This window comes from Mesorhizobium sp. M0491 (assembly GCF_040321265.1).
GTDB lineage: Bacteria > Pseudomonadota > Alphaproteobacteria > Rhizobiales > Rhizobiaceae > Mesorhizobium.
In genome coordinates this window covers 284577-307573 of the sequence record NZ_JAMYRE010000004.1, presented here as the reverse complement: position 1 = coordinate 307573, position 22997 = coordinate 284577, and the positions used below count along the sequence as shown (strand labels likewise).

The 22997-nt window shown below is 59.1% G+C and carries 17 protein-coding genes and 6 pseudogenes; 13 read left to right on the top strand and 10 right to left on the bottom strand.

Annotation, left to right across the window (positions count from 1 at the left end; genetic code table 11):
- Positions 1-88: 88 nt before the first annotated feature.
- From NKI69_RS07115 to NKI69_RS07105, 3 genes are read right to left on the bottom strand one after another with little or no spacing between them, the layout of a single operon-like run.
- Positions 89-1327, bottom strand: coding sequence for a hypothetical protein (locus tag NKI69_RS07115; RefSeq protein ID WP_352720684.1), 1239 nt, complete (start codon positions 1325-1327; stop codon positions 89-91).
- On the bottom strand, positions 1324-3570 hold the full coding sequence (locus NKI69_RS07110) for a sensor histidine kinase (protein ID WP_352720682.1): 2247 nt from the start codon (positions 3568-3570) through the stop codon (positions 1324-1326). The genes NKI69_RS07115 and NKI69_RS07110 overlap by 4 nt, the downstream gene beginning before the upstream one ends.
- Complete coding sequence (locus NKI69_RS07105) at positions 3567-4859, bottom strand: class I SAM-dependent methyltransferase (RefSeq protein ID WP_352720680.1); 1293 nt, start codon at positions 4857-4859, stop codon at positions 3567-3569. Before NKI69_RS07105 ends, NKI69_RS07110 begins: the two co-directional genes overlap by 4 nt.
- Before the next feature lie 317 nt (positions 4860-5176).
- Between NKI69_RS07105 and NKI69_RS07100 the strand changes: the two genes are divergently transcribed.
- Positions 5177-6277 carry a class I SAM-dependent methyltransferase gene (locus NKI69_RS07100; protein ID WP_352720678.1) on the top strand — a complete coding sequence of 367 codons (1101 nt, stop codon included), beginning with the start codon at positions 5177-5179 and terminating at the stop codon, positions 6275-6277.
- 272 nt (positions 6278-6549) lie between these two features.
- Here the strand turns inward: NKI69_RS07100 and NKI69_RS07095 are convergent, their stop codons facing one another.
- Positions 6550-6738 carry a conjugal transfer protein TraD gene (locus NKI69_RS07095; RefSeq protein WP_352720756.1) on the bottom strand — a complete coding sequence of 63 codons (189 nt, stop codon included), beginning with the start codon at positions 6736-6738 and terminating at the stop codon, positions 6550-6552.
- A 46-nt stretch (positions 6739-6784) separates the two neighbouring features.
- A pseudogene (locus tag NKI69_RS07090) lies at positions 6785-7113 on the bottom strand (conjugal transfer protein TraD).
- A 174-nt stretch (positions 7114-7287) separates the two neighbouring features.
- Here NKI69_RS07090 and mobQ point away from each other — a divergent pair.
- From mobQ to NKI69_RS07075, 3 genes and pseudogenes are all read left to right on the top strand, one after another.
- Positions 7288-8556: pseudogene (gene mobQ, locus NKI69_RS07085) on the top strand (MobQ family relaxase); the annotation flags it as partial.
- 687 nt (positions 8557-9243) lie between these two features.
- Positions 9244-9702, top strand: coding sequence for a type II RES/Xre toxin-antitoxin system antitoxin (gene parS / locus NKI69_RS07080; RefSeq protein WP_352720754.1), 459 nt, complete (start codon positions 9244-9246; stop codon positions 9700-9702).
- Positions 9699-10208, top strand: a complete 510-nt coding sequence (locus NKI69_RS07075) for an RES family NAD+ phosphorylase (protein ID WP_352720676.1) — start codon at positions 9699-9701, stop codon at positions 10206-10208. The genes parS and NKI69_RS07075 overlap by 4 nt, the downstream gene beginning before the upstream one ends.
- On the opposite strand, the pseudogene NKI69_RS07070 reads toward NKI69_RS07075, so the two are convergent.
- Positions 10198-10379, bottom strand: a pseudogene (locus NKI69_RS07070) (succinate-semialdehyde dehydrogenase (NADP(+))); the annotation flags it as partial. The gene NKI69_RS07075 and the pseudogene NKI69_RS07070 sit on opposite strands and share 11 nt — an antisense overlap.
- 143 nt (positions 10380-10522) lie before the next feature.
- On the opposite strand from NKI69_RS07070, the gene NKI69_RS07065 reads away from it, so the two are divergent.
- Positions 10523-11212, top strand: coding sequence for a phosphotransferase (locus tag NKI69_RS07065; protein ID WP_352720672.1), 690 nt, complete (start codon positions 10523-10525; stop codon positions 11210-11212).
- A 21-nt stretch (positions 11213-11233) separates the two neighbouring features.
- Here NKI69_RS07065 and NKI69_RS07060 read toward each other — a convergent pair whose 3' ends face one another.
- On the bottom strand, positions 11234-11464 hold the full coding sequence (locus NKI69_RS07060) for a hypothetical protein (RefSeq protein WP_352720670.1): 231 nt from the start codon (positions 11462-11464) through the stop codon (positions 11234-11236).
- A gap of 330 nt (positions 11465-11794) precedes the next feature.
- Here NKI69_RS07060 and NKI69_RS07055 point away from each other — a divergent pair, with 330 nt between their 5' ends.
- From NKI69_RS07055 to NKI69_RS07045, 3 genes are all read left to right on the top strand, one after another.
- Positions 11795-13450, top strand: coding sequence for an MFS transporter (locus NKI69_RS07055; RefSeq protein WP_352720668.1), 1656 nt, complete (start codon positions 11795-11797; stop codon positions 13448-13450).
- Positions 13451-13706: 256 nt separating this feature from the next.
- Positions 13707-14489 (top strand): NAD(P)/FAD-dependent oxidoreductase, encoded by a 783-nt coding sequence (locus tag NKI69_RS07050; protein WP_352720666.1) that lies wholly within the window; start codon positions 13707-13709, stop codon positions 14487-14489.
- 485 nt (positions 14490-14974) lie between these two features.
- Positions 14975-15166: a hypothetical protein gene (locus tag NKI69_RS07045; protein WP_023727257.1), complete on the top strand. Its 192-nt coding sequence runs from the start codon at positions 14975-14977 to the stop codon at positions 15164-15166.
- A 176-nt stretch (positions 15167-15342) separates the two neighbouring features.
- On the opposite strand, the gene hemN is transcribed toward NKI69_RS07045, so the two are convergent.
- Positions 15343-16704 carry an oxygen-independent coproporphyrinogen III oxidase gene (gene hemN, locus NKI69_RS07040; RefSeq protein ID WP_352720664.1) on the bottom strand — a complete coding sequence of 454 codons (1362 nt, stop codon included), beginning with the start codon at positions 16702-16704 and terminating at the stop codon, positions 15343-15345.
- 1004 nt (positions 16705-17708) lie between these two features.
- Between hemN and NKI69_RS07035 the strand changes: the two genes are divergently transcribed.
- The 5 genes and pseudogenes from NKI69_RS07035 to NKI69_RS07015 all read left to right on the top strand — a co-directional run bounded on the left by NKI69_RS07035 (position 17709) and on the right by NKI69_RS07015 (position 21094).
- The gene (locus NKI69_RS07035; protein ID WP_352720662.1) at positions 17709-18866 is read left to right on the top strand and encodes a porin; all 1158 of its coding nucleotides are present in this window, start codon (positions 17709-17711) and stop codon (positions 18864-18866) included.
- A gap of 18 nt (positions 18867-18884) precedes the next feature.
- Positions 18885-19146, top strand: a pseudogene (locus tag NKI69_RS07030) (thiazole synthase); the annotation flags it as partial.
- Positions 19143-19717, top strand: a pseudogene (locus NKI69_RS07025) (thiamine phosphate synthase); the annotation flags it as partial. The pseudogenes NKI69_RS07030 and NKI69_RS07025, both read left to right, overlap by 4 nt.
- A complete protein-coding gene (locus NKI69_RS07020) occupies positions 19709-20119 on the top strand; it encodes a bifunctional hydroxymethylpyrimidine kinase/phosphomethylpyrimidine kinase (RefSeq protein WP_502900159.1) in 411 nt (136 codons plus the stop codon). The pseudogene NKI69_RS07025 and the gene NKI69_RS07020, both read left to right, overlap by 9 nt.
- Before the next feature lie 480 nt (positions 20120-20599).
- Positions 20600-21094 carry a MaoC family dehydratase gene (locus NKI69_RS07015; RefSeq protein WP_352720660.1) on the top strand — a complete coding sequence of 165 codons (495 nt, stop codon included), beginning with the start codon at positions 20600-20602 and terminating at the stop codon, positions 21092-21094.
- 784 nt (positions 21095-21878) lie between these two features.
- Here NKI69_RS07015 and NKI69_RS07010 read toward each other — a convergent pair.
- A pseudogene (locus NKI69_RS07010) lies at positions 21879-22356 on the bottom strand (PIN domain-containing protein).
- Positions 22353-22655: a hypothetical protein gene (locus tag NKI69_RS07005; protein ID WP_352720658.1), complete on the bottom strand. Its 303-nt coding sequence runs from the start codon at positions 22653-22655 to the stop codon at positions 22353-22355. Before NKI69_RS07005 ends, NKI69_RS07010 begins: the two are co-directional and overlap by 4 nt.
- Between the last annotated feature and the right edge of the window lie 342 nt (positions 22656-22997).

The following is a 22997-nucleotide window of genomic DNA, read 5'->3' as shown; positions in this document are numbered from 1 at the left end:
GACGTGGCCGTAACATCGTCCGGTTACTTGCTGAGTCGATCCTCATCGGGATGGCATCGTACTATCACTTACCAAAGCGCCGCAAAAACTATGCTGGAACGGCTCCAGACGTGGCAACCTGCTCGATGAGAGACGGAGGAATACGAGGCAGTCCTGGTCTCTGGAGGTAGGTTGAGTATCGCTGCTGAACACGCGTCACGAAAGGCGGGAGCAGCCGACCAACCCGATGTTTCAGGAGCTGCTTGGCCTTCTTGACTTTCATCTCCTTGAACAAGACGCTGTAGCTCTGGCCCTCTACCATCCCATGTACGATTGCTTCGTTGTGCTGTTCGTCCATGATTTGTCCGAATTGCGGGTGCACAGCGGGCTTCACCTTCCGGACCTTGAGCAGATAGAGCTCCTGTCCGTCGCCCCCTCTTATGCAATCACATTCAGGGCGAATATTAAGGTAATAGCTGATTTCTTTCGTTTGCTCATTGGGCACGGCAAATAAGTCGCCAGGAGCAAATATATCGTCGCTCAACCTCGCTGCACGTAGGAACCGCTCGCCTTCGAGCACACTGAAGACGGATTCTCTATAGGAGGTCGCGTCCGCAGCCTGCTGTTCCTTCAGCGCCTCTTCGAACGCCGACAGGTCGAGCTCGGAAACGCCCATTCTAGATTCTACTAAGCGGTTCAGCAGCCTCGACATCTCAGCGGCCTGAGGGACCCCATCAGCCGTGAACGTCTGCCAGAAGACCACCGGCCAGTAGGGCGTTTTGTCATGCAGATCGATGAACAGCTCGTTCGCCGCCTTGTTGACACTACGCTCCCAAGTTTTGAGAGTGATTACAGACGGCTTCGTGCGGCCCCATTCTTCCAACACCTCGTAGACCTTATCGAGCACGTCTGCCTTGCTCTTGACCATTATGTGCGATTCGTGGGCTCCCTTATAGAAATCGGCGTCCTCCAAATGACCGATCACCTCGGAGGGATCTTCATTCGTGAAGATGAACACGGGGGCATGCCTGTTCCTGCTCAACCGCTGCAGGAAATCGATGTTACGCTTTACCATGTCGGCTTTGAGCGCAGCAGGTATCTGAACTCCTTGCGGAAAGGGCTTCCCATCCTCACCGTTCAGCAAATTCCAGTCCATAACGAAGAATGCGGCGTTTGAGAAATGCTCAAGGTCGATGGCAGCGGTCGGCACATCCCCCATGGTAATCGTGTGACCGCCCTTTTCGGCGATGTTCCGAAGGATCTGGGTTATAGCCTCCTCCTTCACCCCGATCCCGTTGTCGATAACGACAGCGATCCCCTTGAAGAGGTTTGGGACACCTACGGTCATATATGCTCCTTAACGAAAGAAACCACGAGATTGGCACCCGGCAGTAGGCGTTGATCCGGATCTGCCACATCGATTGAATACTCGTGCCTCTCCAGAAGCTGTCTCGCGATGTAAAGCCCGAGGCCCCTTCCCTCCTCGCCCTTCCCGGAGAAGAACGGTTCGAACAAGAAGTCCAGATCGTCTTCGCGGAAGCCCGGGCCACTGTCGGCGAAGACCATTGTGCCAGCGGTTCCGTCGAGAACGAGTTCGATCGTCCGAGGCTCTTGCGCGCCGTCGAGCCAGTAGACGGCATTGTCGAACAGGTTGAGGAGAACTTGCAGCACAACGGCATCTGTGGTCTTCGCGGTAAGGGGTGAACCCTCCTCACGGAGCACGAAGTCGATCTTGTTGCGGTTCATCATCGGGGAGAATATCTTCGACACCTTCTCGACCATATCGCCGATCCGGATGTCCTTACGACGCTGCTTCGTCGACCGGAAGAGCAGCTGCATGTCCTTCAGTTGGCTCTGGATGAACGAGAGCAACCCGCGCATTGAAGTCAGTTCGTTCCGCAGACCGTCCTTATCAACAGGCCCATCCCGGTTAGCGGCGAGAATGAGCCGATCGATCATGCCCATCACCTTCTGCATGGCGAGCATCAGATCATGTGACGCTGCCTCGACGGACAGACCCACACCGGCGAGATGTTCGGTGGTCTCCGCCCGCTGGATCAGATACCTTCGCTCGGCTTTGTACTGCTTGGTCGCTTCGCCGATCTTTTCGCGTACTGCCGACGGCACACCCGCCTGTGCGGCTGCGGCAATGGCCTCCTCCAGCAGGGTGGGGACCTTGTTTTCTTTGAATACTTCGACTTCATTCTTCTGCTGCTTCCGCAGCGCGTACTTCGCGTAGGGCTCTCGACGTATCCAGGCCAATAGCGCCTGAAGAAGCGCACGGAAATCTTCGATAGGATATCCGGTGTCCACCAGCCCTTCCCGGCTGGTCTTGTCCCGCAACTGGGGGTTGGCCGCTTGGGAGATATTGACGAAGCCCACGACTTGGTCGTTGCTGACGAACTCGCTGGCACGCACAGTGCCTCGCCGCATGTCGATCAGCAACCAATCGTCATCAGCGTCGCCATAGGGATACACCCTGATGCCGTCTCGATAGAGGTAGATCCGGTGCTGTCGGATCAGCTCCTTATCTTCCTTATCGAGATTGTAAGCCCCGGCCGCGTCAGCCGCGAAATCGAAGACATAGAACGAGAAGCCGAAGGAGCCGCACTCGGTTTTAAGGGAGCCGACTTCATCCTTCGGTACGCCGCGTTCAGCAAGATACTCCCGGAAGACCTTGAGTCCCGAGATGCTAGCATCTTCGAGCGGCAACTCGATTTGCTTGCCGTTCAACGTAAATGCAAATCTCGAAGCTGCCTGATCGTACTCGCCAATGACCTGCACGACGGAATGGTCTTGCAACAGCGTATCGAGCTTGCCGCGCACATCCTCGCCCAACGGGACATACTCGCCGTCGCGATAGATTACGATCTCGAAATCCGGTGTGGAGCTGCTTGACGTCTCATCTGGTGCCGCAAAGATCGATTGCAGCCGCGTGAGGTCCTGAAAGACCTTCGCCACCTTTTCCTTCGACCAAACGCCAGCCGGCGGCGAGATTTCCAATCTCGTTCCATGAGGCAATCGCCGGACTGTTCGCGTGCCAATACTGACATCACGTTCGACAATCTCGCGGGCAGGATTCCGAACGGAAAGGTCGAGTTCCAAGTCATCGAGGAAAAGCGCGCCGTCACCATGAAGGAAGTCGCTGTCGTACCCCGAGAGCTTGAGCTCGAGAATGTTCTCATCTGCCTGTCCTTTTGGGCGGGTCGTCATGGTGACATCTCGCCCCAATCGAAGCAAAGCGAAACGACCGATACCTTTCTCCCCCTGGATGATGCGGCCCTTATCGGTCTTGGGCTTCTGCCCTTTCTTGCCGAGCAGTTTCACGGGCGTCGCCGGGTTTGCCCAGTGGTGCTCGATGATGTCGGCCGTCATGCCATGGCCGTCGTCCTCGATCGCGATCACGGCTCCGGGGCCGGCTCGGAAGTTCTCGTCGAACCCGATGAAGTCCACCTTCACCCAGTTGGCATCCGCGTCGTATGCGTTCTTGACCAGTTCCGAAAGAGCTACCTGCTCATTCTTGATCAACTGATCGCCGAGCATCGTGAGCAGTCGTGCATATGGGCGGAACTTCAGAGGCTTTCCGTTCATGGTCGGTGCGCCATCAAGATGTATTCATCCCCATAGATACTGATGCTCGTCGGCGATCCTGAGAATTTGCCATCGGGCATCCTGAAAGGCGTGTTCGCCTTGTTCTTCGTGGTACGTCTTACCACGCGAATCTTGTCGAAACCCGCATCTAAAAGACTTTCGACTAAATGATTCGCATTGTCTATGCCGACGCCTTGCAGCTTAGTGTCGCCGATGACGAATATTCCAATACCTCCCGAACGGATGAATTGATAGCAACGGCGGGCAACCAACTGCATGTCCAGGAAGTAAGCGGCGACCGCCTCGGCCATGCTGCGATCCTTGTCGAACAGGCTGAATACCACTCGTGTCGCAACCGGATTAAGATGTCGAAGAGCGGAGCCGAGGTCAGCACGGCGATAGCCTGTGCCGATGACACCTTTGCGCAGCGTCCGGTGATCGCCCGTGAAGCCCAGCCAGAGCGCCGACAACTGATGCAGATCGGGGTACTCATAGGAAGTGACGTACGGCGGACTGGTAAGCATCAGATCGACAGGAACGTCTGGACCTTCGATCATCGTGACATTGCCCATCTCAATTCGGGGCTTCCTGTGGCTATCGTCGCCGTCTGGGGGCCATGCTCTGGACATGAACCTGCATTGGCGCAGAAATGCGGATAGCACCTTGTCTGGGGTTCGATGAAAATCTTTCGCCGGTTTGATCGAACGTGATTTCCATCGCGACGACGGTTTGACGATCGCTGAAAACGCGCACAGAAGCGCTTGACGATAATCCGCCGAAGCGCAGCGTTCGAGGTTGATGGCGTTGAGCAACTTGGCAAGGTCATCGAACTGGAGCGCATCGTACCAAGGGAGTAGCCGGTCGATTGCCTGCGTTGAGATTGCAGGCGACGATGACGCATCATCGAAACGCGAAGCGACCGATGCCACATGGGCTTCGAAGAGCACGACGTCAATCTTGAAAGCCTTCACTTCGGCGATCAAAGTGGCAACGGGATTGATATCGCAGCCCCAAAACTCCAGACCGCGGGCAGCAGCTTCATATGCAACAGTTCCGCAACCGCAGAACACATCGGCAACTCTACAGACCTCAACACCTTCGGATTGCGCATAGGCCAGAGCGGCCGAGATCATGAAAGCCGGAAACTTGGCGGGATACGCATGGATTCGGTGAACCCTATTCTCGACAGCGGGTGTGCTGGTCCACGCATCCGATACGGGAACGCTACTCAGCCGTGCATAGTCGAGGTAGGCGTGGGCGTCATCCTCGTGCCTTTGAATAGTGAGCATGGCCACCGCCGGTTCGCGAGATTTGTCTGCGCGAAAGCTACATTCCTCCGGTTATTAACAGGTTACGGTAATCCGATCGTCTCAGGTATTTGTCCAAGCGGTTTCAGATGTTATTGCCTAGGCGAGGTGGCATGCGTCGACGTTGCAGTTGATGATCGACACCGGTTCTTCTTCAAAGCCGGTCGACCCGGAAGCCGAGGCAGTCAGTGACGAATCCCCCCATCCGGACGATCCACCCGTTTCCCGCCCGGATGGCACCCGATCTCGCGTTGGTCTCTTTGAAGAATCTGCCCGTCGGGAGCAGGATACTGGACCCTATGAGTGGATCCGGCACTGTGATTCGCCACGCCCTGGAACTGGGCCATAGTGCGATCGGGTTCGATCTAGACCCACTCGCAATTCTCATGAGCAGGGTTTGGACCACAAGGGTCGCGGACACTGACATCGGGGAAGAGTTCCGGCTTCTCAAAATTACAATAGCAGCTCTGGGTGATGCTGTTCCGGTGTTGTCCTGGCAACGGGACGCCGAGACCGTTAAATTCCTTGAATACTGGTTCCATGGCAAACAAAGGAGCGAGCTGACTAAGATCGCCTACGCCATCGACGAAAGAAGCCGCGCATTGAGGTCGCCAGAGCGACTGGCGGCACTGGACGCCATCAAGGTAGCGTTCAGCCGCATAATCATCACCAAGGAACAATGCGCGTCGCTTGCAAGGGACACGTCGCACAGCCGCCCCCACCGGGTCGCTACGGAATCCGCCTACGAGGTCATGCCGAACTTCGAACGCTCCGTTGCGCAATTGCGAAAGCGGCTTACCGAGAATCCCGCCCCCGGAAACGCAACCGTGCGCCGAGGCGACGCGAGGTCATTGGATATCGAGGATGGCAGCATCGACGCCGTTGTAACGTCGCCGCCTTACCTGAATGCCATCGACTACATGCGAGGGCACAGAATGTCTTTGGTGTGGCTGGGCCACTCAATCCCGGAGCTTCGTTCGGTCCGATCCGCCTCGATCGGAGCGGAACGGAGTGCGGATAAGCATCATCACGCCGAGGACGTCGAGAGCCTGGTCAAGTCGATGCGTGGTGTTACCCCCTTAGCCGGCCGGATGGAGGGTGTACTGGTAAGATATGCCCTGGATCTTTTGGGGATGACGTCCGAGGTGGCCCGAGTGCTTCGTCCAGGCGGCATAGCCACCTTCGTGATTGGGAACAGCTGCATCAAAGGCATATTCGTCAACAATGCCGAAGGGGTAGCCCGGAGCGTCCAGAGTGCGGGAATGAAGATTTCCGAGCGACGTGACCGTGACCTACCGACGGCGAACCGCTACCTGCCCGTGACGGGCGACAGCCTGAGCAAGCGCATGAGGACCGAAACCATCCTCATCTGTCGTAAGCCGAAAGGCTCATCCAACTAAATCGTGCGTAAGCACATCGAAGTGATGGCAAGTGCCCTCACGGCTCCATAAATTTCAATCAGGCGCAAATCTGCCAGGCCGCGGCCGATCTGGCCGACCGTCACGATACTTTCAGAGTTTACGGTTGCAGGAAAACCGATCCCCTCCGCCGTTGAACGACCATCATCCACTTCAGCACGACCTGAATCAGAAGCGGACCGTTAAGATCAAATCGTGCTTCGAAGTCTCAAACGCAGCTGTTCGGGGCTCGCGCCGCCCGCCGCTCGCATCAATCACCGCTGCGTTCGCGCGCCCCGCATTGAACGTCTGCTTTCCCTTCGCCGCCCATAGGCCCCGCGCACGCTCGCCTCAGGGCTCTGAAGCTTGGCGGCGATCCAGAGCGTCGCGCCGTAGACGGTAGCGCGATCATCGGCAGTCAGTTCGACGATGCCCGCCTTGACGACGAGCCCACCGAGTTCGATGAGCTGCCGTGTGCGCTTGCGACGCTCGACCTGCCAGGTGCATATATCATGCCGAGCCAGAGCCGCCTGCCGGCGATTGTGGGCCGCCCGGTTGCGCTGGAGCGCTGCGTAGGTAGCGCTGCGATTCCGGAGCAGTTCGCCGGGATCCGCTCTCGAAAAACATCACTCCACGCTTGGCCCATGCCTCACGCTTTGCGGTGTCTTTCGTCTCGGCAATTGCGACCAGTGCGCCGGCCAATTCATCCGTGCTGAGCTGATCGGCGCCCGTGGCGATCACCAACTCGCCAAGCTGCTGCACCTCTTTCGCGTCTTGAGTTCTCGCGCTTTTTCTTCCAGGGCGTGAAGTTCTGCGTCGAAGTCCCGTGGTTTGCGCATGGCTGTCTCCATTGATTGTCGATGCGGCGATGATAGGGGGGAGCGCCTGCCGGAACGCTTCAGGGTTGCCGAGACAGCCCGGGACGGGCTGGTCCATCCCGAGATTTTTTCGAGGGAGCCGCGCTTATACGTCGTGCCGACGTGCGCTTTGCCGTGCAAATGATCTGGTCTTCAATGGCGATCTATCATCTTCACGTCAAGGTCATTGGCGGCAAGGCAGGGAGCAGCGCTGTGGCGTCGGCTGCGCATGGATCGGCCGCGCGGTTGTGCGACGAGCGGATCGATCGAACGCATGACTTTTCGGCCAAACGCGGTGTCGTCCATTCCGAGGTGATGTTGCCGGAGGACGCACCGGAGGCCTGGCGCGACCGCGAACGGCTGTGGAACGATGTCGGGGCGTTGGAGGTACGCAAGGATGCGCAGCTTGCCCGCGAGGTCGAGTTTGCGCTGCCGCGTGAGGCGCAAGGCATTCGAATTGGCGCGCGACTTTGTCCAAGCCGAGTTTGTCAGCAAGGGCATGGTTGCCGATCTCAATGTGCATTGGGACAAGGCGGAGGATGGCGGCCCCAAGCCGCATGCTCAAGTCATGCTGTCAATGCGGTCCGTGGACGAGAACGGTTTTGGTGCCAAGGTCCGCGACTGGAATGCTACCCAGCTGGTCGAGCGCTAGCGCGAGCGATGGGCGGAGCTTGCCAATGAACGCTTGGCCGAACTCGACATCGACGCCCGCATCGATCATCGCAGTTTGGAAGCGCAGGGCATTTCACTGGAGCCGCAAACCCGGATTGGTGCGCCAGCCCAACCCATCGAGGGCACCGGCCTTGCTGCTGGCAACATCGAAGCAGATCGCGCCGAACTGCTTCGCGATATCGCGCGCAAAATGGTGCGCGCATCATTGCCGATCCATCCGTGGCGCTGGATGCCATCACCCATCAGCAATCGACCTTCACCAAAAAAGACATTGCGAAGTTTGCGCATCGCCACAGCGATGGAGTGGAGCAGTTCAACCAGGTGATGGCAGCCATCAGCAACGCACCCGATCTGGTTGAACTCGGCAAGGACGTACGCGGCGAAGACCGTTTCACCACAAGGCAGATGATCGAGACCGAACAGCGCCTTCACCGCGCCACGGAGCGTATTGATTTGGACGAACGACACGCGGTGAGTGAGGCACATCGCGAGGCAGCGCTGGCGCGGGCTGCGCAACGCGGGCTTGTCCTGTCAGGCGAGCAGACCGAAGCGCTCGCGCATGTCACCGATGGTCACGGTCTAGGTGTCATTGTCGGCTTTGCCGGAACCGGAAAGAGCGCCATGCTGGGCGTTGCGCGCCAAGCATGGGCAGCAGGTTATGAGGTTCGAGGCGCGGCACTCTCCGGCATTGCCGCCGAGAATCTGGAAGGCGGATCAGGCATCTCGTCACGCACCAGCTGGGGACATGCTCGGCGTGAATGCGGCGTAGTTCGTTGAAAAGATCCTCATTGGTGTAGGGGTTGCCCTGGACGTCGAGTTTCCATCGCGTCGGCATTTCATAGCCCGACTGACAAATAGGCCGCGTAAAGGCTCCCGTAGCGTTTCCGCAATGTCTGGGGCAAAGGCAGGTACGGACAGTCAGTCGTTGTGCCGATGGACGTGAACCTTGCCTTCCAGAATCCTGTGCTTTTCCGCCATCGCCAGACACTCCCTGCGCGCGTGCAGGTTTGTGAAAGAGATGTGTAAGGCTTGTTTCGGCGTCCTCGCCAAGCAAGGCGATTTTTGAGTGCCTGATTTTCCCAGAAAATGACACGGGCAGCAGGGCTCGAACCTACGACCTGCGGTTTTGGAGGTTCCCGCCACGGTCTGGAAGACTACCTCGAGATGAAGTACCTCTGCATGGCGGAATTTGACGCCGCAGGCGGGCGCGTTCACGCGCGATGATGGCCGGCGAAGACGGCCGGATGCGCCGAAATCGCGTCGTAGATTCGAATTGGTGCACCATTCGCTACCAACCTGTCTCGCGTTTCTGGGGGATGGTGCTCGATCACGAAAAGCTAAATGCGCCCGCACGCTTGAAATCCTGAGCGACAACTGTCATATCTGGAGCGACACATGACACAGGAGGCGCATTTGACAGTCAGAGCGGATAAGGCCGCTATGGAAGCGAGAAGCGGTGGTCTAAAAAGGGTGGAAGCACTGCTCGGCGGGTCTCGTGTATTATCGCGCCGACTGACCAGCGCGCTCGATGCGCATGAACTACTTCTAAACGGTCTGCCGGCCTCGGCGCTAAACCACCTCGTCGGACAATTGGTCTTCATCAACAAGACAGCCTCTCTCGAAAAGGCGGTTGGTATGAGCCTGCGAACGTGGCAGCGCCGCAAAGACGCTCCATCCAAACCCCTTAGCCAAGAGCAGAGCGGACGAACATGGAAGTTCGCGGAGATCCTTGCAAAAGCGACCGATGTCCTTGGCACCCAGGCGGGAGCCGAGCAATGGTTGGAGCACCCGGCGATCGGCCTGGACCAGCGTCGTCCGATCGATCTTCTGGGCACCCCCGCGGGTGTGGAATTGGTCGAAGACTATCTGGAGCGGCTTGAATACGGCGTCTATGCATGACGCTTCTGCCGATAGCGCTCGGGGGAGCGGAGTTCCTCGCATGGCGGCTCGATCAAGCTGTCCACGCATCCACGTGGGACAATGGCGAAGGTGCCTATCGGGTCGGTGGCCGCTGGAACAGCAAGGGCACAAGGGCAGTCTATTGCTCGTTGGATCCCGCCACCGCCATTCTCGAAGTCGCCGTGCACAAGGGTTTTTCCACCCTCGACATCGTTCCTCACACGATGACGGCCGCTGTCATCGGCAATACCAACGAGATCCATGTCGTCGACCCTGCAAGCGTGCCAAATGCGAACTGGCTTCGCCCGGGCATACCAAGCGCCGGCCAGCAGGCATTCGGGGATGACCTGCTGATGAAACATCGCTTCGTGGCCATACCGAGTACGGTCTCTTCTTATAGCTGGAACATCATCTTCGTCGCGAAAGTAGCGGCAGGTTCCTATGCGCTTAAATTCCAGGAAGCCTTTGCCCTCGACACAAGGCTGCACCTACCCGTCAGCAAATGACAGCGAGGCCGAGGCAGACATGTTTGGTATCGAGATAATCCTCGATGCCCTGATGGCCGCCTGCCTTGCCGAGACCGGATTCCTTGGCCCGGCGGAACAGCGCCTCCGGCGGTGATGAGGTTCGCCTGACACCACCCATCCGTGTTTACGGCCTTCGCGGAAAGTGCGGCCGAAGATCGCCGGTTAGAACCAACAGGCAAGGCCGGATGGGGGCCTCGGATTTTGCAGCGTCGGATTGAATGTGTATTTGACGCCCACGAATGATATCGACAAGGCTTGGCTCTCTTCCCATTACTCGATCGGTTTTGACGCCATTGACCGGCGTCAACCGTACCTATCGGGCACGTGCGGGGAAGAAGCATTTCTATTACCGGCTCTACCGGGCATCGGGAAGGCCCCTTTCGCAGAACATTGCCGAGGCAACCCTGCTGGCGCAGTTTCCTGACTGCGCGAATGTGGGTGTAAGCCGCCCTGTCGCCACGGCCAATCGGTCCGGCCATATCCTTGGATTGGCATGTCGTGGTGGCCTTCGTCACGCTTGCCTTTTCGAAAGTGTCGATGGCGATCCGATCGAGCTTACACCGACTGGTATGGCGCAGTTCGGAGCGTCCATCGCGCAACTGCACCTGGCCATGCCGACTGTCACTTGCGGCGACATCCGAAGCCTTGAGCCGATAGCGATAGTCCAAGATACATTGCTGGCACTTTCTCCCATCCTTGAGAGCCGCGAAGTCTCGGGATTGATTGAGCACGACTACTTGGCGTGCTTACGGCGATCTGAGTTGCACTCCCTTCCAGCCGGCCTGTGTCACGGCGACGCCTGGACAGGCAATACTCGCGTTCACCAGGGGAAGGTCCACTTTGTCGATTTTGACGATTTTGGACACGGCCCTCTTGTTCTCGATCTCGGCACGACGGCATGGCATCTAACGCGCACCGAAAGCCTAAATTCAGGTTACATGGTCGCTTCACTGATATCCGGATATGAAAAGATCCGCCCATGATGACTTGTGGGCTGAAACGTTTCAAATGGCGATGAACGTATTCGCGCTGTCGCAGCACCCCTCCGGAGAACTTTCGCGACGCGGAACTTGGATAGTGGCTAATGTCATCAGGTCGAGCAGAAACTCGTCGATCGCATGTGTGAGCGCGTCAGACTTTTGTCCGAACTGAAGGAGCAGGGCGCGCGCGTCTTCGATCGCGGCCTGGCAATCGTCTGCATCTATCAGGGAACTGATCCTGTCAAAGATCTGCAAGCGTCCTCACTTTCGGAAGCCACACTCAGCATCGAACGTCGCTGATGAGTGAGTTTCCAACAAAAGAACAGGGTAACAGTTTCGCGAAAAATCGCTCGGCAGCGCGTCGAACGAGCATGATGCCTCAAATGACATGTGAATTCCGGCTCACCAACATGTCGTCGAAGGCGAGTGAGCCGGCCCATTTCTGCGTCCCGGCCGCCTGACAACTGGTCAGGAGGAACTGTGGCCACATTCGTCGTAGGCAAATGGGCCATCTATTCTTAAGCCGCCACGGTTCAGCCTAGATTACATGGGAAGCGACAATAACGGAAAGAAAAGGTTCGCAAAATGAGTAGGGTGGCTGGATCAAACGAAGATTTGGCTGCACCAACGACCTTTGGGCCACTTCTGCAGCCCACCTTTCGCTCGATCTGGCTCGCCACGCAGGTTTCAAGCCTCGGCTGGTTGATGCAGACTGTCGCCATCAGCTGGCTGATGGCAACGATCTCGACTTCCGATCTGATGGTTGCGTTGGTTCAGGCTTCATCGAACCTGCCCGCTTTCGTCTTGTCTGTCTTCGCCGGGGCTCTCGCCGACAATTTCAGCCGGCGCCGGGTCATGTTCGCCGGTCGGTGCCTTATGGTGACTGCCTCCGCGATGCTGACCGCATCGGTGGCGCTGGGCTTTGTCAGTCCGTGGATGATCCTCGGCTTCAGCTTCTTGATCGCAAGCGGCGGTGCTCTCAATGATCCCGCCTGGCAAGCGTCGGTTGGCGATATCGTGGATCGACGAGATGTTCCCGCTGCCGTCACCCTGCTTTCTGTTGGATTCAACACCGTCCGGACTGTGGGCCCGGCGCTCGGCGGCATTGTAGTTGCCTCGTTTGGCCTTATGGCAGCATTCGCGGTGACCACGCTCACCTATTTCGTACCCTTGGGCACTATTTGGCGCTGCAAGTGGAAGGTTCGTTCTTCCCCTCTTCCACGCGAGTCGATGAGGACGGCGATCTATGACGGGCTGCGCTTCACGGCGATGTCATCGGAAATCAAGGCAGCGATCGCGCGCGGAACCCTCTTTGGCCTGGCGAGCATCGCCATACTCGCGCTGCTGCCGGTGGTTGTCCGCGATCAGCTGGGAGGAGGCCCGCTCGCCTATGGCGCGCTCATGGCCGGCTTCGGGACCGGAGCCGTCTTCGCCGGCCTCTCCAACAGCCTGTTCAGACGGAGCTTGTCGCAGGAGCGGCTGATGAGGCTCTCCTGCGTCGCCTGCGCGGCGTGCTCACTTTCCCTGGCACTGACAACTTCGATCGGGGTGGCGGCAATTGCACTCGCTTTGGGCGGCGCGGGCTGGGTCACCGCCTGGTCAGGGGTCGGCGTGAGCGTGCAGCTGGCAAGCCCGCGCTGGGTCGTGGGGCGCACCATCTCGATCTACTATGCTTTGATAGATGGTGGCATCGCGCTCGGCAGCTGGGTGTGGGGCACGGTGGCCGAAAACCATTCGTTGACCTGGGCGCTGGAGGGTTCCGCTGCCTCCCTGATGTTCGTCGCTGCAGCCGGCGTTCTCTTTCCTCTTCGCGAGCGCCGCGACTCAGAGCCCGATCCTCTGGAGGAATTCGATGCCCCGGCTGTCGCTCTCAATCTGAAGCCGAGGAGCGGCCCGATCGTGGTCAAGATCGAATATCTGATAGCCGAGAGAAATCTCGAGGCCTTCCTCGACCTCATGCGGCAGCGGCGCCATGTACACAGCCGCGTCGGTGCTCGGAACTGGACGCTCCAGCGGAACCTGCAGAAGCCTATGCATTGGACAGAAACGTTCCGCACGCCGACCTGGACGGACTACCTTCGCCTCAATCATCGTCTGACGGAAGTGGACAAGGAACTGGACGAGCGTGTCTTCCAGTTGCACGCGGGAGAGGAAGCGCCTCAGATGACACTTTCCATCGAGCGGCCGACAAGCTCGGCCCGCAAGCCCGAGCACTCAGCTTTTCGCCATCCCCCTCATTGAAGCCCGGCCGGCACAGAAAACGCGATTCTTGTCTATCGCGCTCAAACCGGTGCGGGAGACGGACAATCCACCAAAATTCGATGATGGGTGGCAGAGAAGAACCCCAGGCTGAGAGTGCGTCCGATCGGTCCCCACGGTGAAGCGGAGCCTGGGGCTACAGCGGCACGCGACTATTGCCGCGTGTCACCTTTTGAATTTAAAGTCTTCCTCAGTCCGCCTCGCTGATCCGGGCCAACGCTATCTTGAGGTTGGCATTTTGTCCCGCCAGCTCGCTGCGACGATCACGTTCGGCGGCGACCACATCTGGACTGGCGTTGGCAACGATGCACCCGCGCGGAGCGTGCTGTTGCTGGAAGCAGGAAGACATAATCGGCCCAAGCCGGGAGAGGTGCTGCCGGCAGTAGCGAATGGGCTGCTGCGTCAGCTTGGTGTCTGGACGCCGTTCGCCGAGGCCGGCTTCGTTGAAAATCGTGCGCTTGTTTCGGTGTGGGCCAATGAAGTTCCCAGCGAGCGGCACGGCATGTTTTCCGCTCAAGGTGCCGGCTGGCAGCTCGACCGGACGCGATTCGACCGGCTGATGGTGCAGGCGGCCAAGGCGGCAGGTGTGGACACGCGGTTTGGCTCGGCCGTGGGTTCGGCAGTGCGCGACGCTCAAGGCTGGCTGCTCAAGCTGGCCGATGAAGCTATCGTTGCCCGCGCCGTGGTTTGGGCGACCGGTCGCAGTTGGAGGCTGGCGCGATGTTTCGGCGCCAAGCTCACCATGCACGGACATCTTGCCGCCTACACACGCTTTTTCGACCGCGCACCGAGCGATTGCAGCATGGTCGTCGAGGCGCGTCCCGAAGGCTGGTGGTACAGCGCCGACTTGCGCGTGCCTCACCGATCCGGATCTGGGCAGCGAACTGCGCAAAGCCGGACATTGGTACCGCGCTTTAGCCGCAACGCAGTCCATCGCGCCGCTCGTGCCGCCCAACGCAATCGAGACCGCCAGCATGATCAAGGCGGCGGGAACCGCAACGATCGATCCCGCCGCCGGTGACCGCTGGGTCGCGGCGGGCGACTGCCTGTTCTGTGCCGATCCACTGTCATCACGCGGGATCGTGCATGCACTCCGCTCAGGGATCCTGGCGGCCTACGCGGCATCGGACATGCTGGACGGGCGTGGCGATTCGCCTGCGCCCGCTATGCAAAATCGCCACACGCGGCTTTGCCGATTAGCTCCCGGCGCTGGCTGCCCACTATGCAGCCGCCGCGCGATGGGACACGCCTTTCTCGCAGCGGCGGCGCAGCCATGTCTTCCACGCGTCTAGCATCGAAGGAGGTAGGTCAGAGGTGGTCTCGGGACGGGGTGCTCGGCATTTATGAACCGACCGAGCGCCAGCGAGTGGTCGTCGGCGGGCTCGATGGCGGCATCAGGTCAGGGAACTCGGCCGATTTAATTCAAATTTGTCTGTATATATTGACGATTGCACTACCTTCACCTCGGTAGACGGCAATGCGGGCGGGTAGAGAGGGTTCTATGATATGACAAGCGATTTTTCCGCCGCCCGAGTGCATTTAGATCGAGCGTATGACTACCTTTGTGGGGATGACCCGATGAGTCAAAGGGGCCGCGAAGCCTTGGACCTGCTAATTGAGGCGGTTGCCGTCGAAGAGTTCAAGCAGCCACGCCAAAGCGCTGAGGTGCTAAGGTTTCCGATCGGGCGCCGCTGCTGAGGTAATCTCCACGGCCGCCATGTAGCCTCGCGGGTGAGGCGCTCACGGCAGGGACTCGCCGCCCCGTGAGGGCCGGGAACGAACGCATGGGCAAACGGAAAGCCCACTTGCCAGACCAGCGCCCGGCCGGCGTGGCAAGTAGGCCGGCGGTTCCAAGCGGAGACATTGATGCCGGACTATGTCGTGCTTTGCATCGCATTAAGCTGCTGCGGGATATACGTAACGCCATCCCTAAAAACATCGAATGCGGCAGCGACAGCGCGAATCCCAAAGCGATGCTCCCGCCGTACGCGGACAAAGCCGTTTTCGAAGTCCACTATCCCGTCCTTGGCCAGCATGGCCAAGCGCTCAGCCGAATCGCGAAGATGGATCGGATCAGATCCGTGGGCGACACAGATTGCCGGCACGTCAGCCTCGAAATCGCACATTAATCGCTCGATAATTGCGGCTCGCACGCGGTCGTCGTCTGTGAGGCGATGGCCCTTCGATGTCGCCAGTCGGCCAGCTGCGATGTGCTGGATGTAGGACTCCCGTGTAACTTCGTTTTGAACGTATCCCTGGCCGATGCGGCCGATAGCCGACGCGCCGAAACCGATCAGGGTTCTGCAGGTATCGGCCGAGTAGCCCAACGAGTTACGTCGCAGGCGACCTGTTTCCTGTGCCAGCGCGAGCTCGTCGTCCGGCAAGGCGAAATGGTCGAGCCCGATCTGTCGGTAGCCGGCGGCAATCAGCGTCACGGCGACAGCCGCATACTGTTCAGCGCGGGCAGCGCTGTCGGGAAGAAATTCCGCCTCGATGAGGCGCTGCTTCTTTACTTGGGATGGGATGTGCGAGTAGCCGAACAAGGCAAGCCGGTCGGGGCGCATGGCGACCGCCGCCCTCACTGTTTCGACGCACGACTCCACCGTTTGACGCGGCAGGCCGTAGATGAGGTCGAAGTTGATGCGGCTTACTCCATGCCGGCGCAGCACTTCCACGGCAGCCGACGTCTGGGCCTCGCTCTGGATTCGGTTGATCGCTTTTTGAACAATGGGATCGAAGCTCTGTACGCCCAGGCTCGCGCGGTTCACGCCGGCCGCTCCCAAGCCTTCCGCCATCTCGGGCGTGAGCGTGCGTGGATCTATCTCGATGGCGACCGTAGCTGTTTTCGAGATGGCGAAGCGGCATCGCAGGAACTCCATCAGAGCGAGGAACTCGGCTGGTCCGATGAGAGACGGCGTTCCGCCGCCGAAATGTATGTCGCTCACGGGCAGCGTCTTCGGCACTCGCTCCGAAACCAGACGGATCTCGTCACGCAGCGCCGCCAGATAGTTGAGGATGGGCGCATCATGGCGGGTGATGGTGGTTGGGAAGCCGCAATACCAGCAGGCTGATCGGCAGAACGGAACGTGCAGATAGAGTGACACCGGATCATCAGCCGGCAGGTTCCTGAGCCATTCCTCATAAGCCTCGGCGCCGACCGCCCCAGAGAACTCCGACACAGCCGGATAGATAGTGTACCAAGGCAGCCGAGCCTCTCGAAATTTCGTGGTCTGCAACGGTCACCGTCCCATGCTGATAACATCCAACCTTACCGCTGCGCTCGCCTGCGTCTTTGCGCTATGTCAGTCCGTCCCGCTTTGGGCTCGAAATTTTTTAGCAATGGGCGCCGTTCAGTCTTGGCTGGACAGCGATGGTCTGAGCGCACTCGGTCAGCAACTGACGATGGTGTTCCCGCCGAAACCCTCACGCGCACCGTTTTGTTCCACCGTCCCTTCCCTTCATCTGCGCGTGGGAGATTCTTCTGAGCGCAGATGCCGCATCCGATGAGACAATACGGTGTTGGGTCCAGACTTTGCACGCCAGCTAGCGCCGCCCATAATGATCTCTGCCGTCTCGATGAGCTCGTTGTGTGAATTGCTGGCAAGAAGATTAGCTGTGGCGCGCCGCTTTCAGCACTAAAACCTGCTCGACACGACCGTCTGGTCCGCCGCAATGTCAAGGCTGGCGCCTACCGACTCAGTGGTGCAAGGCTGCGGCGCGTGGTTATCGACCATCAGCTCGCCAAAGTGACGGCGTCGTACCGAGCGGTGGCCGCCGCATGATGCCTCAACGGCGGGGCTCAAGCAAACAATGCCGTCGCCATTAAGCCAAACTGTCCCGAAGCGAACAGACGAACCGTAGCCGAAACGTTTGCCGTTCGTGCTTGGGTGGATCCGCAAGGCAAAAGAACGGAAGCGCGAACCAAGGTCCGCCCGCATAGTTGAGCTTCAAGCCGCAGCTGGGTCGTCAGGGTGGCACGTCATTTGCAGTAGTACCCTTTGTGAGGCCCGCCGCGGAGGTGAAAAGGGTGATTGTACAAAAATGTTGTACGACCGCCTGGGAGTGATAACTATTTAATATATGTGACAACAAGTCTCAATCACATTCTAACTTCTCCTGAGCATTAGCACGACAGGTGCAGCAACACTCCCAGAATTCAGCTTGATGCGCTATCAATCGTTTGCTTAGCAAAATCATTTATCGGTCTCGATTCCTTTTACTATTTAGACGGAGATCAACAATGACCATTGGGAGCCTCCTCCTCGGCTCAACTGCGGCACTGATCGCCGTTTCCGACGCTCGCGCGGTGACCACCGTCGCCGAGCCTGACCCGACTGAGTACGTCAAGATCTGCGACGTCTACGGCTCGGGCTACGTCTACATTTCAGGCACCGAGACCTGCCTGCGCATCGGCGGCTATCTTAGCTACTACGTGGGCTTGGGCGATGTCGGATTGTTTTACCACGCAAGAACCTCAGATGTGAGGACTGGTGAGGATCAGGGTACATGGCAAAACAACACGCGCTTCACACTGAAAGCTTGGACCGGCCAGGAGACCGAACTCGGCACGTTGAAGACCTACACCGAAACCCGCGTGGATTTCGGTAACCGCCACACTTCGGTTTCGGACAGTTCTCGGTCCAATGCCTTCAACGGAGACAGCATCTTGACTTTCGCCTGGATTCAGCTTGGTGGCCTCCGAGTTGGTAAGGACTGGTCGGCCTTCGACATGTTTATTGGCGGCGCGGGTGACGTACTCAACCAGACGCCGGTTCCGTACGGCGCTTTCGATACCAATGTGGTCCAGTACTACTTCGACGCCGGGAACGGCTTTTCGGCCGTGGTTTCGCTCGAAGAAGGCTCAGGCGTGGTCGGCACAATCGACAACTACGCTCCGCACATAGTCGGCGGCTTGAAATACGCACATGGCTGGGGAGCGATCACCGGCGTTGCTGGTTATGATAGCAACTACGAATCGGTGGCCGCCAAGGTCCGTGTCGACATCAATGTCACCAACGAACTGTTGCTGTTCGGAATGTTCGGCTACGGTTCCAATGGCAAGCTCAACGACGACTCCATGAACGCGATCGACGCTCATGGTCGCGGCTTCTATAAGATTTGGGGCGGGAACTGGGCTTTCTGGGCTGGCGCCGCTTACGAGGTCAACGAGACAACTTCGTTCAACCTTCAGCTCTCGGGTGATCAGCTCAAGAACTATGGTGTCGCTGCGAACGTCGCCTATGCGCTTCTTCCAGATTTCACAGTTACGGCTGAACTCGACTACGACCGCTACGGAGGCTCCGCCGTCGGAAAGGTGAAAGCTTCCGAAGTGAACTGGGCCAATGCCAACAAGAAGAGCAGTGTCGGCGGTATCCTGCGTTTCGAACGCTCATTCTAATGCGATGAAGCGTTGAGCTCCGAGGTCCAGTTGATGCGCGGACATTTCCCCTACATTCCGTTGATTGTGGATGCACGGCTCGGACGGCCGTCGTACGCGGCGACCGTCATGGAGCTCGGGTTTGACGCCGTGCTCCTGAACACGGCGGTCCCGAGGGCGGCCGATCCGGTCGGCATGGCGCGTGCGTTCGGCAAGGGCGGTCGATGCCATTCGTGAAGCTAGCACTGGAATGCTCGAACCGCGCTACTCACCGACGGTCGGCAGGGCTGTCTTCTCATGAAGCTCGATCCCTTCTATCTGAATTTCGACGTGCCGGCTGGGTTGACCGGCTGGCGCCGCTCGGCGTGAGTCTGGTGCAGCTCCGGATAAAGGATATGGACGAGAAAGGACTGCAGACGGAAATCCGCCGCGCGAACGACGCTTGCGCGGTCCATGGTTGCCAAGTGAGCGTCAACGACTATTGGCGCACGGCAATGAGGAAGGCTGCGACTCGTCCATATTGGTCAAAAGGATTTGGCTGCCGCCGATGCTGATGATGAAATACGCCGGATTGAAGCTCGGCCTTTCGATCCACGATCACACCGAACTGCGCCAGTGGCCGAGCCGGAGTATGTGGCGCTCGGCCCAGTCTATCCAACTAGCCTCAAGAAGATGAATGGGCGTCGCAAGGGCGCGAGCGGATCAGCGAGTGGAAGCACCAGGTCGCGCCGATCCCATTGGTCTCCATCGGCGGCCTCAACCTGACCGGCTCGAAGGCGTTTTTCGAGGCTGGCGCCGAAAGCGCAGCCGTGGTCACCGACCTTGCGCTGAACGACGCCCCAGAAGCGCGCACGCGAGAATGGATCGAAAGACAGAACAATAGCGGCGCTGGGGCGAGAACCGCATGTGCTCGTTGTTGTAGGGTTGATTCCCGCGGTGGGGCTGGAATTGCCCGCGAGATCGAGACGATCGCTTGCCTTGACGTGCGCACCTGCCTTGCTGTCAGCGCGCTGACGGTGCAAACCCAGGAAGACGCCTTGGAAATCCAAGTTACGCAACCCGGTCTGGTGGCGGATCAGATGCGCGCTGCGGTTCAGGCTAACAGAGTGGCCGGCACCAAGGTTGGCATGCTCGCAACAGCTGAGATCATCGTCGCTCCGGTTGCCGCTGTGCTGCGCGAATATCGGGCGCATATCGACAGTCCAGATCCGGTGCTGGCTTCCACGTCAGGCGAGCGGTTCTTGAAGCAAGCGCCATCCCGCATCATGAAGTAGCATCTGATGCCGCTTGCCGTCTCGACACCCAATGTCGTTGAACTGGCGCTGCTTGCCGGCTCACAGCTAGCGGCCAATGAGGTCGGCGCGCTTCAAGAAGGACCACAAGCCACCCCGTCTGCTGGACTACTCCTCCACCATTCGAGACACGGATGGTTCCTATCCAGACAATTGATTTTATCAATCTGCGACAATACCGCATAGCGGCGCCGGCGGAATGATCATCCGTAGCAAGACGAGCTGCTTTCGGCGGCCTGCAGGACGCGCACCGCGACCGAGTACAAGCCCGCTCGTCTGCAGCCATGTTCGGATCGGCCGCATCGGTGCGCCGAATGAGATTGCCGGCGGAACGCTCTATTCGTGCAGCTGTGACGGCAGTCATCTCACCGGGGCCATCCTGCCGATGGATGGCCGGCAGTCGGTGCAGCAGGGGCTGACACTGTTCACGGAATGAAGCCGCTCGCGCTTCGGACGGTTGAAATGGAGGACATTAGCTTGGAACCGATCAGTCTCGACGAGCTTCTGGCCAGCGTCGGCAAGGAAGTCGGCGTGTCGCCGTGGCGGGTGGTCTCGCAGCGGATGATCGACCAGTTCGCCGAGTCCACCGATGACCACCAGTTCATCCACTGCGATCCGGAGCGCGCCAAGCGCGAGACGCCGTTCGGCGGCACCATCGCACATGGCTTCCTGTCGCTTTCGCTTTTGTCGGCGATGACTTTCGAGACCATGCGGCCGCTCGAAAACTGCAAGATGGGTGTCAACTATGGCTTCGAATCGCTGCGCTTCCTGGCGCCGGTGAAAACCGGATCGCGCATCCGCACCCGTTTCGTACTGGCCGACATCAAGGTCAGGCCGTCGGGCTGGGTGCAGACGACGCTGGGCGTGACGATTGAGATCGAGGGCTCGAAAAAGCCGGCGCTGACCGCGCGCTGGTTGACGCTGACGCTGATCAAACGCCAGCCGGAGGCGGCCTGAATTGCTCAACGAGCGTCAGCAGAGACGATCTTCACGTGCCGGGGCGATGTAGGCGACCAGTGCGCACCGATCGGCAACGCGGCCACGGGGGTCGGCTAGATAGAGTGGCAGGAATGCCTAATTCGGAAGGGGCGTCGATGTATCGGAAGCGCTTCGGCTTTCGGCGCTGCATTCCTTCTTCACGAAGGTCCATGGAGAATTCCCGACCACGGGGTCGACAGATCGGCTTGTGATCGGAGTGGGCAGATCCTCCCCGACTGAATCTGCCAATAGGGTTATCGAGTCAACCGGGTCGAACTTGAGGTCGCGGGTGTCGCTGATCGGCTGCTCGTCGAGCTCGAGAGCTGCCAGCCAAAGGCAGAACACGGCGATACCAAGAGCTCCGCAGTTGATGTGGACGCCCAGAGAGTACAGACCGACGAGTACCCGGCGGGCGAACTTGCCATTGGTAGCGCGCCATACCAGTCGCGAGAAAGCCTCGATGAGAAGGCCCCCGAGCCGCACGCGGGATCGACTACAGCGGCGTTTGGCGAGAGGCCTTCGAAGACGAGAGCGAGTGTAAGATGGACGAGCTCGACACGCGTATCGCGCAGTCCCTGCGATCGCGCCTTGTCCGCGGCGCTCGTGCGTGCGAGCTGTTGGTAGATCGAGCTGACTAGATGAACCGGGATGGCATTAAAGCGGAACTGGAAGAGACGTCCCTGGCCGAACTAAGCAAGATCAATCCAGCCGTCGCTAAAGGTAGGCGAACACGAGACATTCGGACTCCGTGCCGCTGAAATCCTCAAATTGAATCGGCCGGACCGTTGGAGCTATCATCACCCGCTTGGCTTCCAGAGCTACGGAGCGGGTTGATTATCTGAACGTCCTCGAAGGTCCTTTCCATTGTCGGTCACTACGACACACTCGTTGGCTTCGGCTACAGCGGCAATGATTGTGTCTAGGGCGCTCCGCGAACGGCCTCTGGCTTTGCCGTTGGCCATCAGCCGCGCCCACACGAGGCCGGCTGTCTCGTCGAACGATAGCACGCGGCCGGCGAACAGCGCTTGCGGGCCTTCGGAGCCCTCGAACCAAGTTTCAAGGCTGCTGCGCTTTTTCCCCTTCGGCTTCTCTAGGATGACTCGGCGAATTTCGGCGACAGTAAGCGAAGCAATGAAGAGGTCTTCGTCCTTCTGCGCGCCCATCCAGGCCAGCAACGAGCCCGAAGGCTCCGGCTTTATGACGTTGCTGATGATATTGGTATGAAGAAGGTAGCGCGTCACAGGTCGATCTTGCGCCCCTCTTGGCGCGGCCGGCTGAGGTCGAGACTGGAGCCAACCAGAGGCGAGCGACGCAACGCGGCGAGAATGCTGCCCGCTTTCGGTGGCTCACCCGCCACCGCTTGCTGTATGGTCCGACGAAGCTGTCGGGCATCCGGCCCGCTCTCCGTTAATTTTCGGGCAAGAGTTCGCAGTAGATCGCGGTCTGCGTCGAACGCCTGGATCTCGAACCGCGCGATGCCGCGCTCAGCCAGGCGAGAGCGATAATTCTCGATCGCTCTCTTCTGTGCAGTGTTGCCCATCGCGTGCCTCCGTTCTCTATCCGGATACATAGCCATGGCTTCTTCGGAGCACAAGGTGCCCCGTCATCGGCCAGCACTGGCTCCTGCGCGACGCGCGTTATTGATCACAAGAATTTCCATCTTGTCGAAGCACTGTGACTTGGCATCATTGTCGCGAAACGGAGTATTTCGCGTCAGGACAGGAACGCGATCATAGCGCGACCGAAACGTGCAACAGCCGAAAAGCTCGTGTGGTCGCCGGCGCGGCCCACGAATCGGCTGTGCCTGCGTCGCCGAAGCCCGATCGACGCTTCGTCAATCTGGTCCGGCTGCTGGCGCGACAGGCCGCACGGGATTTCGTTC

Bases quoted from the DNA above. Each gene is read 5' to 3' on its own strand.
- NKI69_RS07115 (WP_352720684.1), bottom strand. From the start codon at position 1,327: ATGACCGTAGGTGTCCCAAACCTCTTCAAGGGGATCGCTGTCGTTATC.
- NKI69_RS07110 (WP_352720682.1), bottom strand. From the start codon at position 3,570: ATGAACGGAAAGCCTCTGAAGTTCCGCCCATATGCACGACTGCTCACG.
- NKI69_RS07105 (WP_352720680.1), bottom strand. From the start codon at position 4,859: ATGCTCACTATTCAAAGGCACGAGGATGACGCCCACGCCTACCTCGAC.
- NKI69_RS07100 (WP_352720678.1), top strand. From the start codon at position 5,177: ATGAGTGGATCCGGCACTGTGATTCGCCACGCCCTGGAACTGGGCCAT.
- parS (WP_352720754.1), top strand. From the start codon at position 9,244: ATGGAAGCGAGAAGCGGTGGTCTAAAAAGGGTGGAAGCACTGCTCGGC.
- NKI69_RS07075 (WP_352720676.1), top strand. From the start codon at position 9,699: ATGACGCTTCTGCCGATAGCGCTCGGGGGAGCGGAGTTCCTCGCATGG.
- NKI69_RS07055 (WP_352720668.1), top strand. From the start codon at position 11,795: ATGAGTAGGGTGGCTGGATCAAACGAAGATTTGGCTGCACCAACGACC.
- NKI69_RS07045 (WP_023727257.1), top strand. From the start codon at position 14,975: ATGACAAGCGATTTTTCCGCCGCCCGAGTGCATTTAGATCGAGCGTAT.
- NKI69_RS07035 (WP_352720662.1), top strand. From the start codon at position 17,709: ATGACCATTGGGAGCCTCCTCCTCGGCTCAACTGCGGCACTGATCGCC.
- NKI69_RS07015 (WP_352720660.1), top strand. From the start codon at position 20,600: ATGGAGGACATTAGCTTGGAACCGATCAGTCTCGACGAGCTTCTGGCC.
- NKI69_RS07005 (WP_352720658.1), bottom strand. From the start codon at position 22,655: ATGGGCAACACTGCACAGAAGAGAGCGATCGAGAATTATCGCTCTCGC.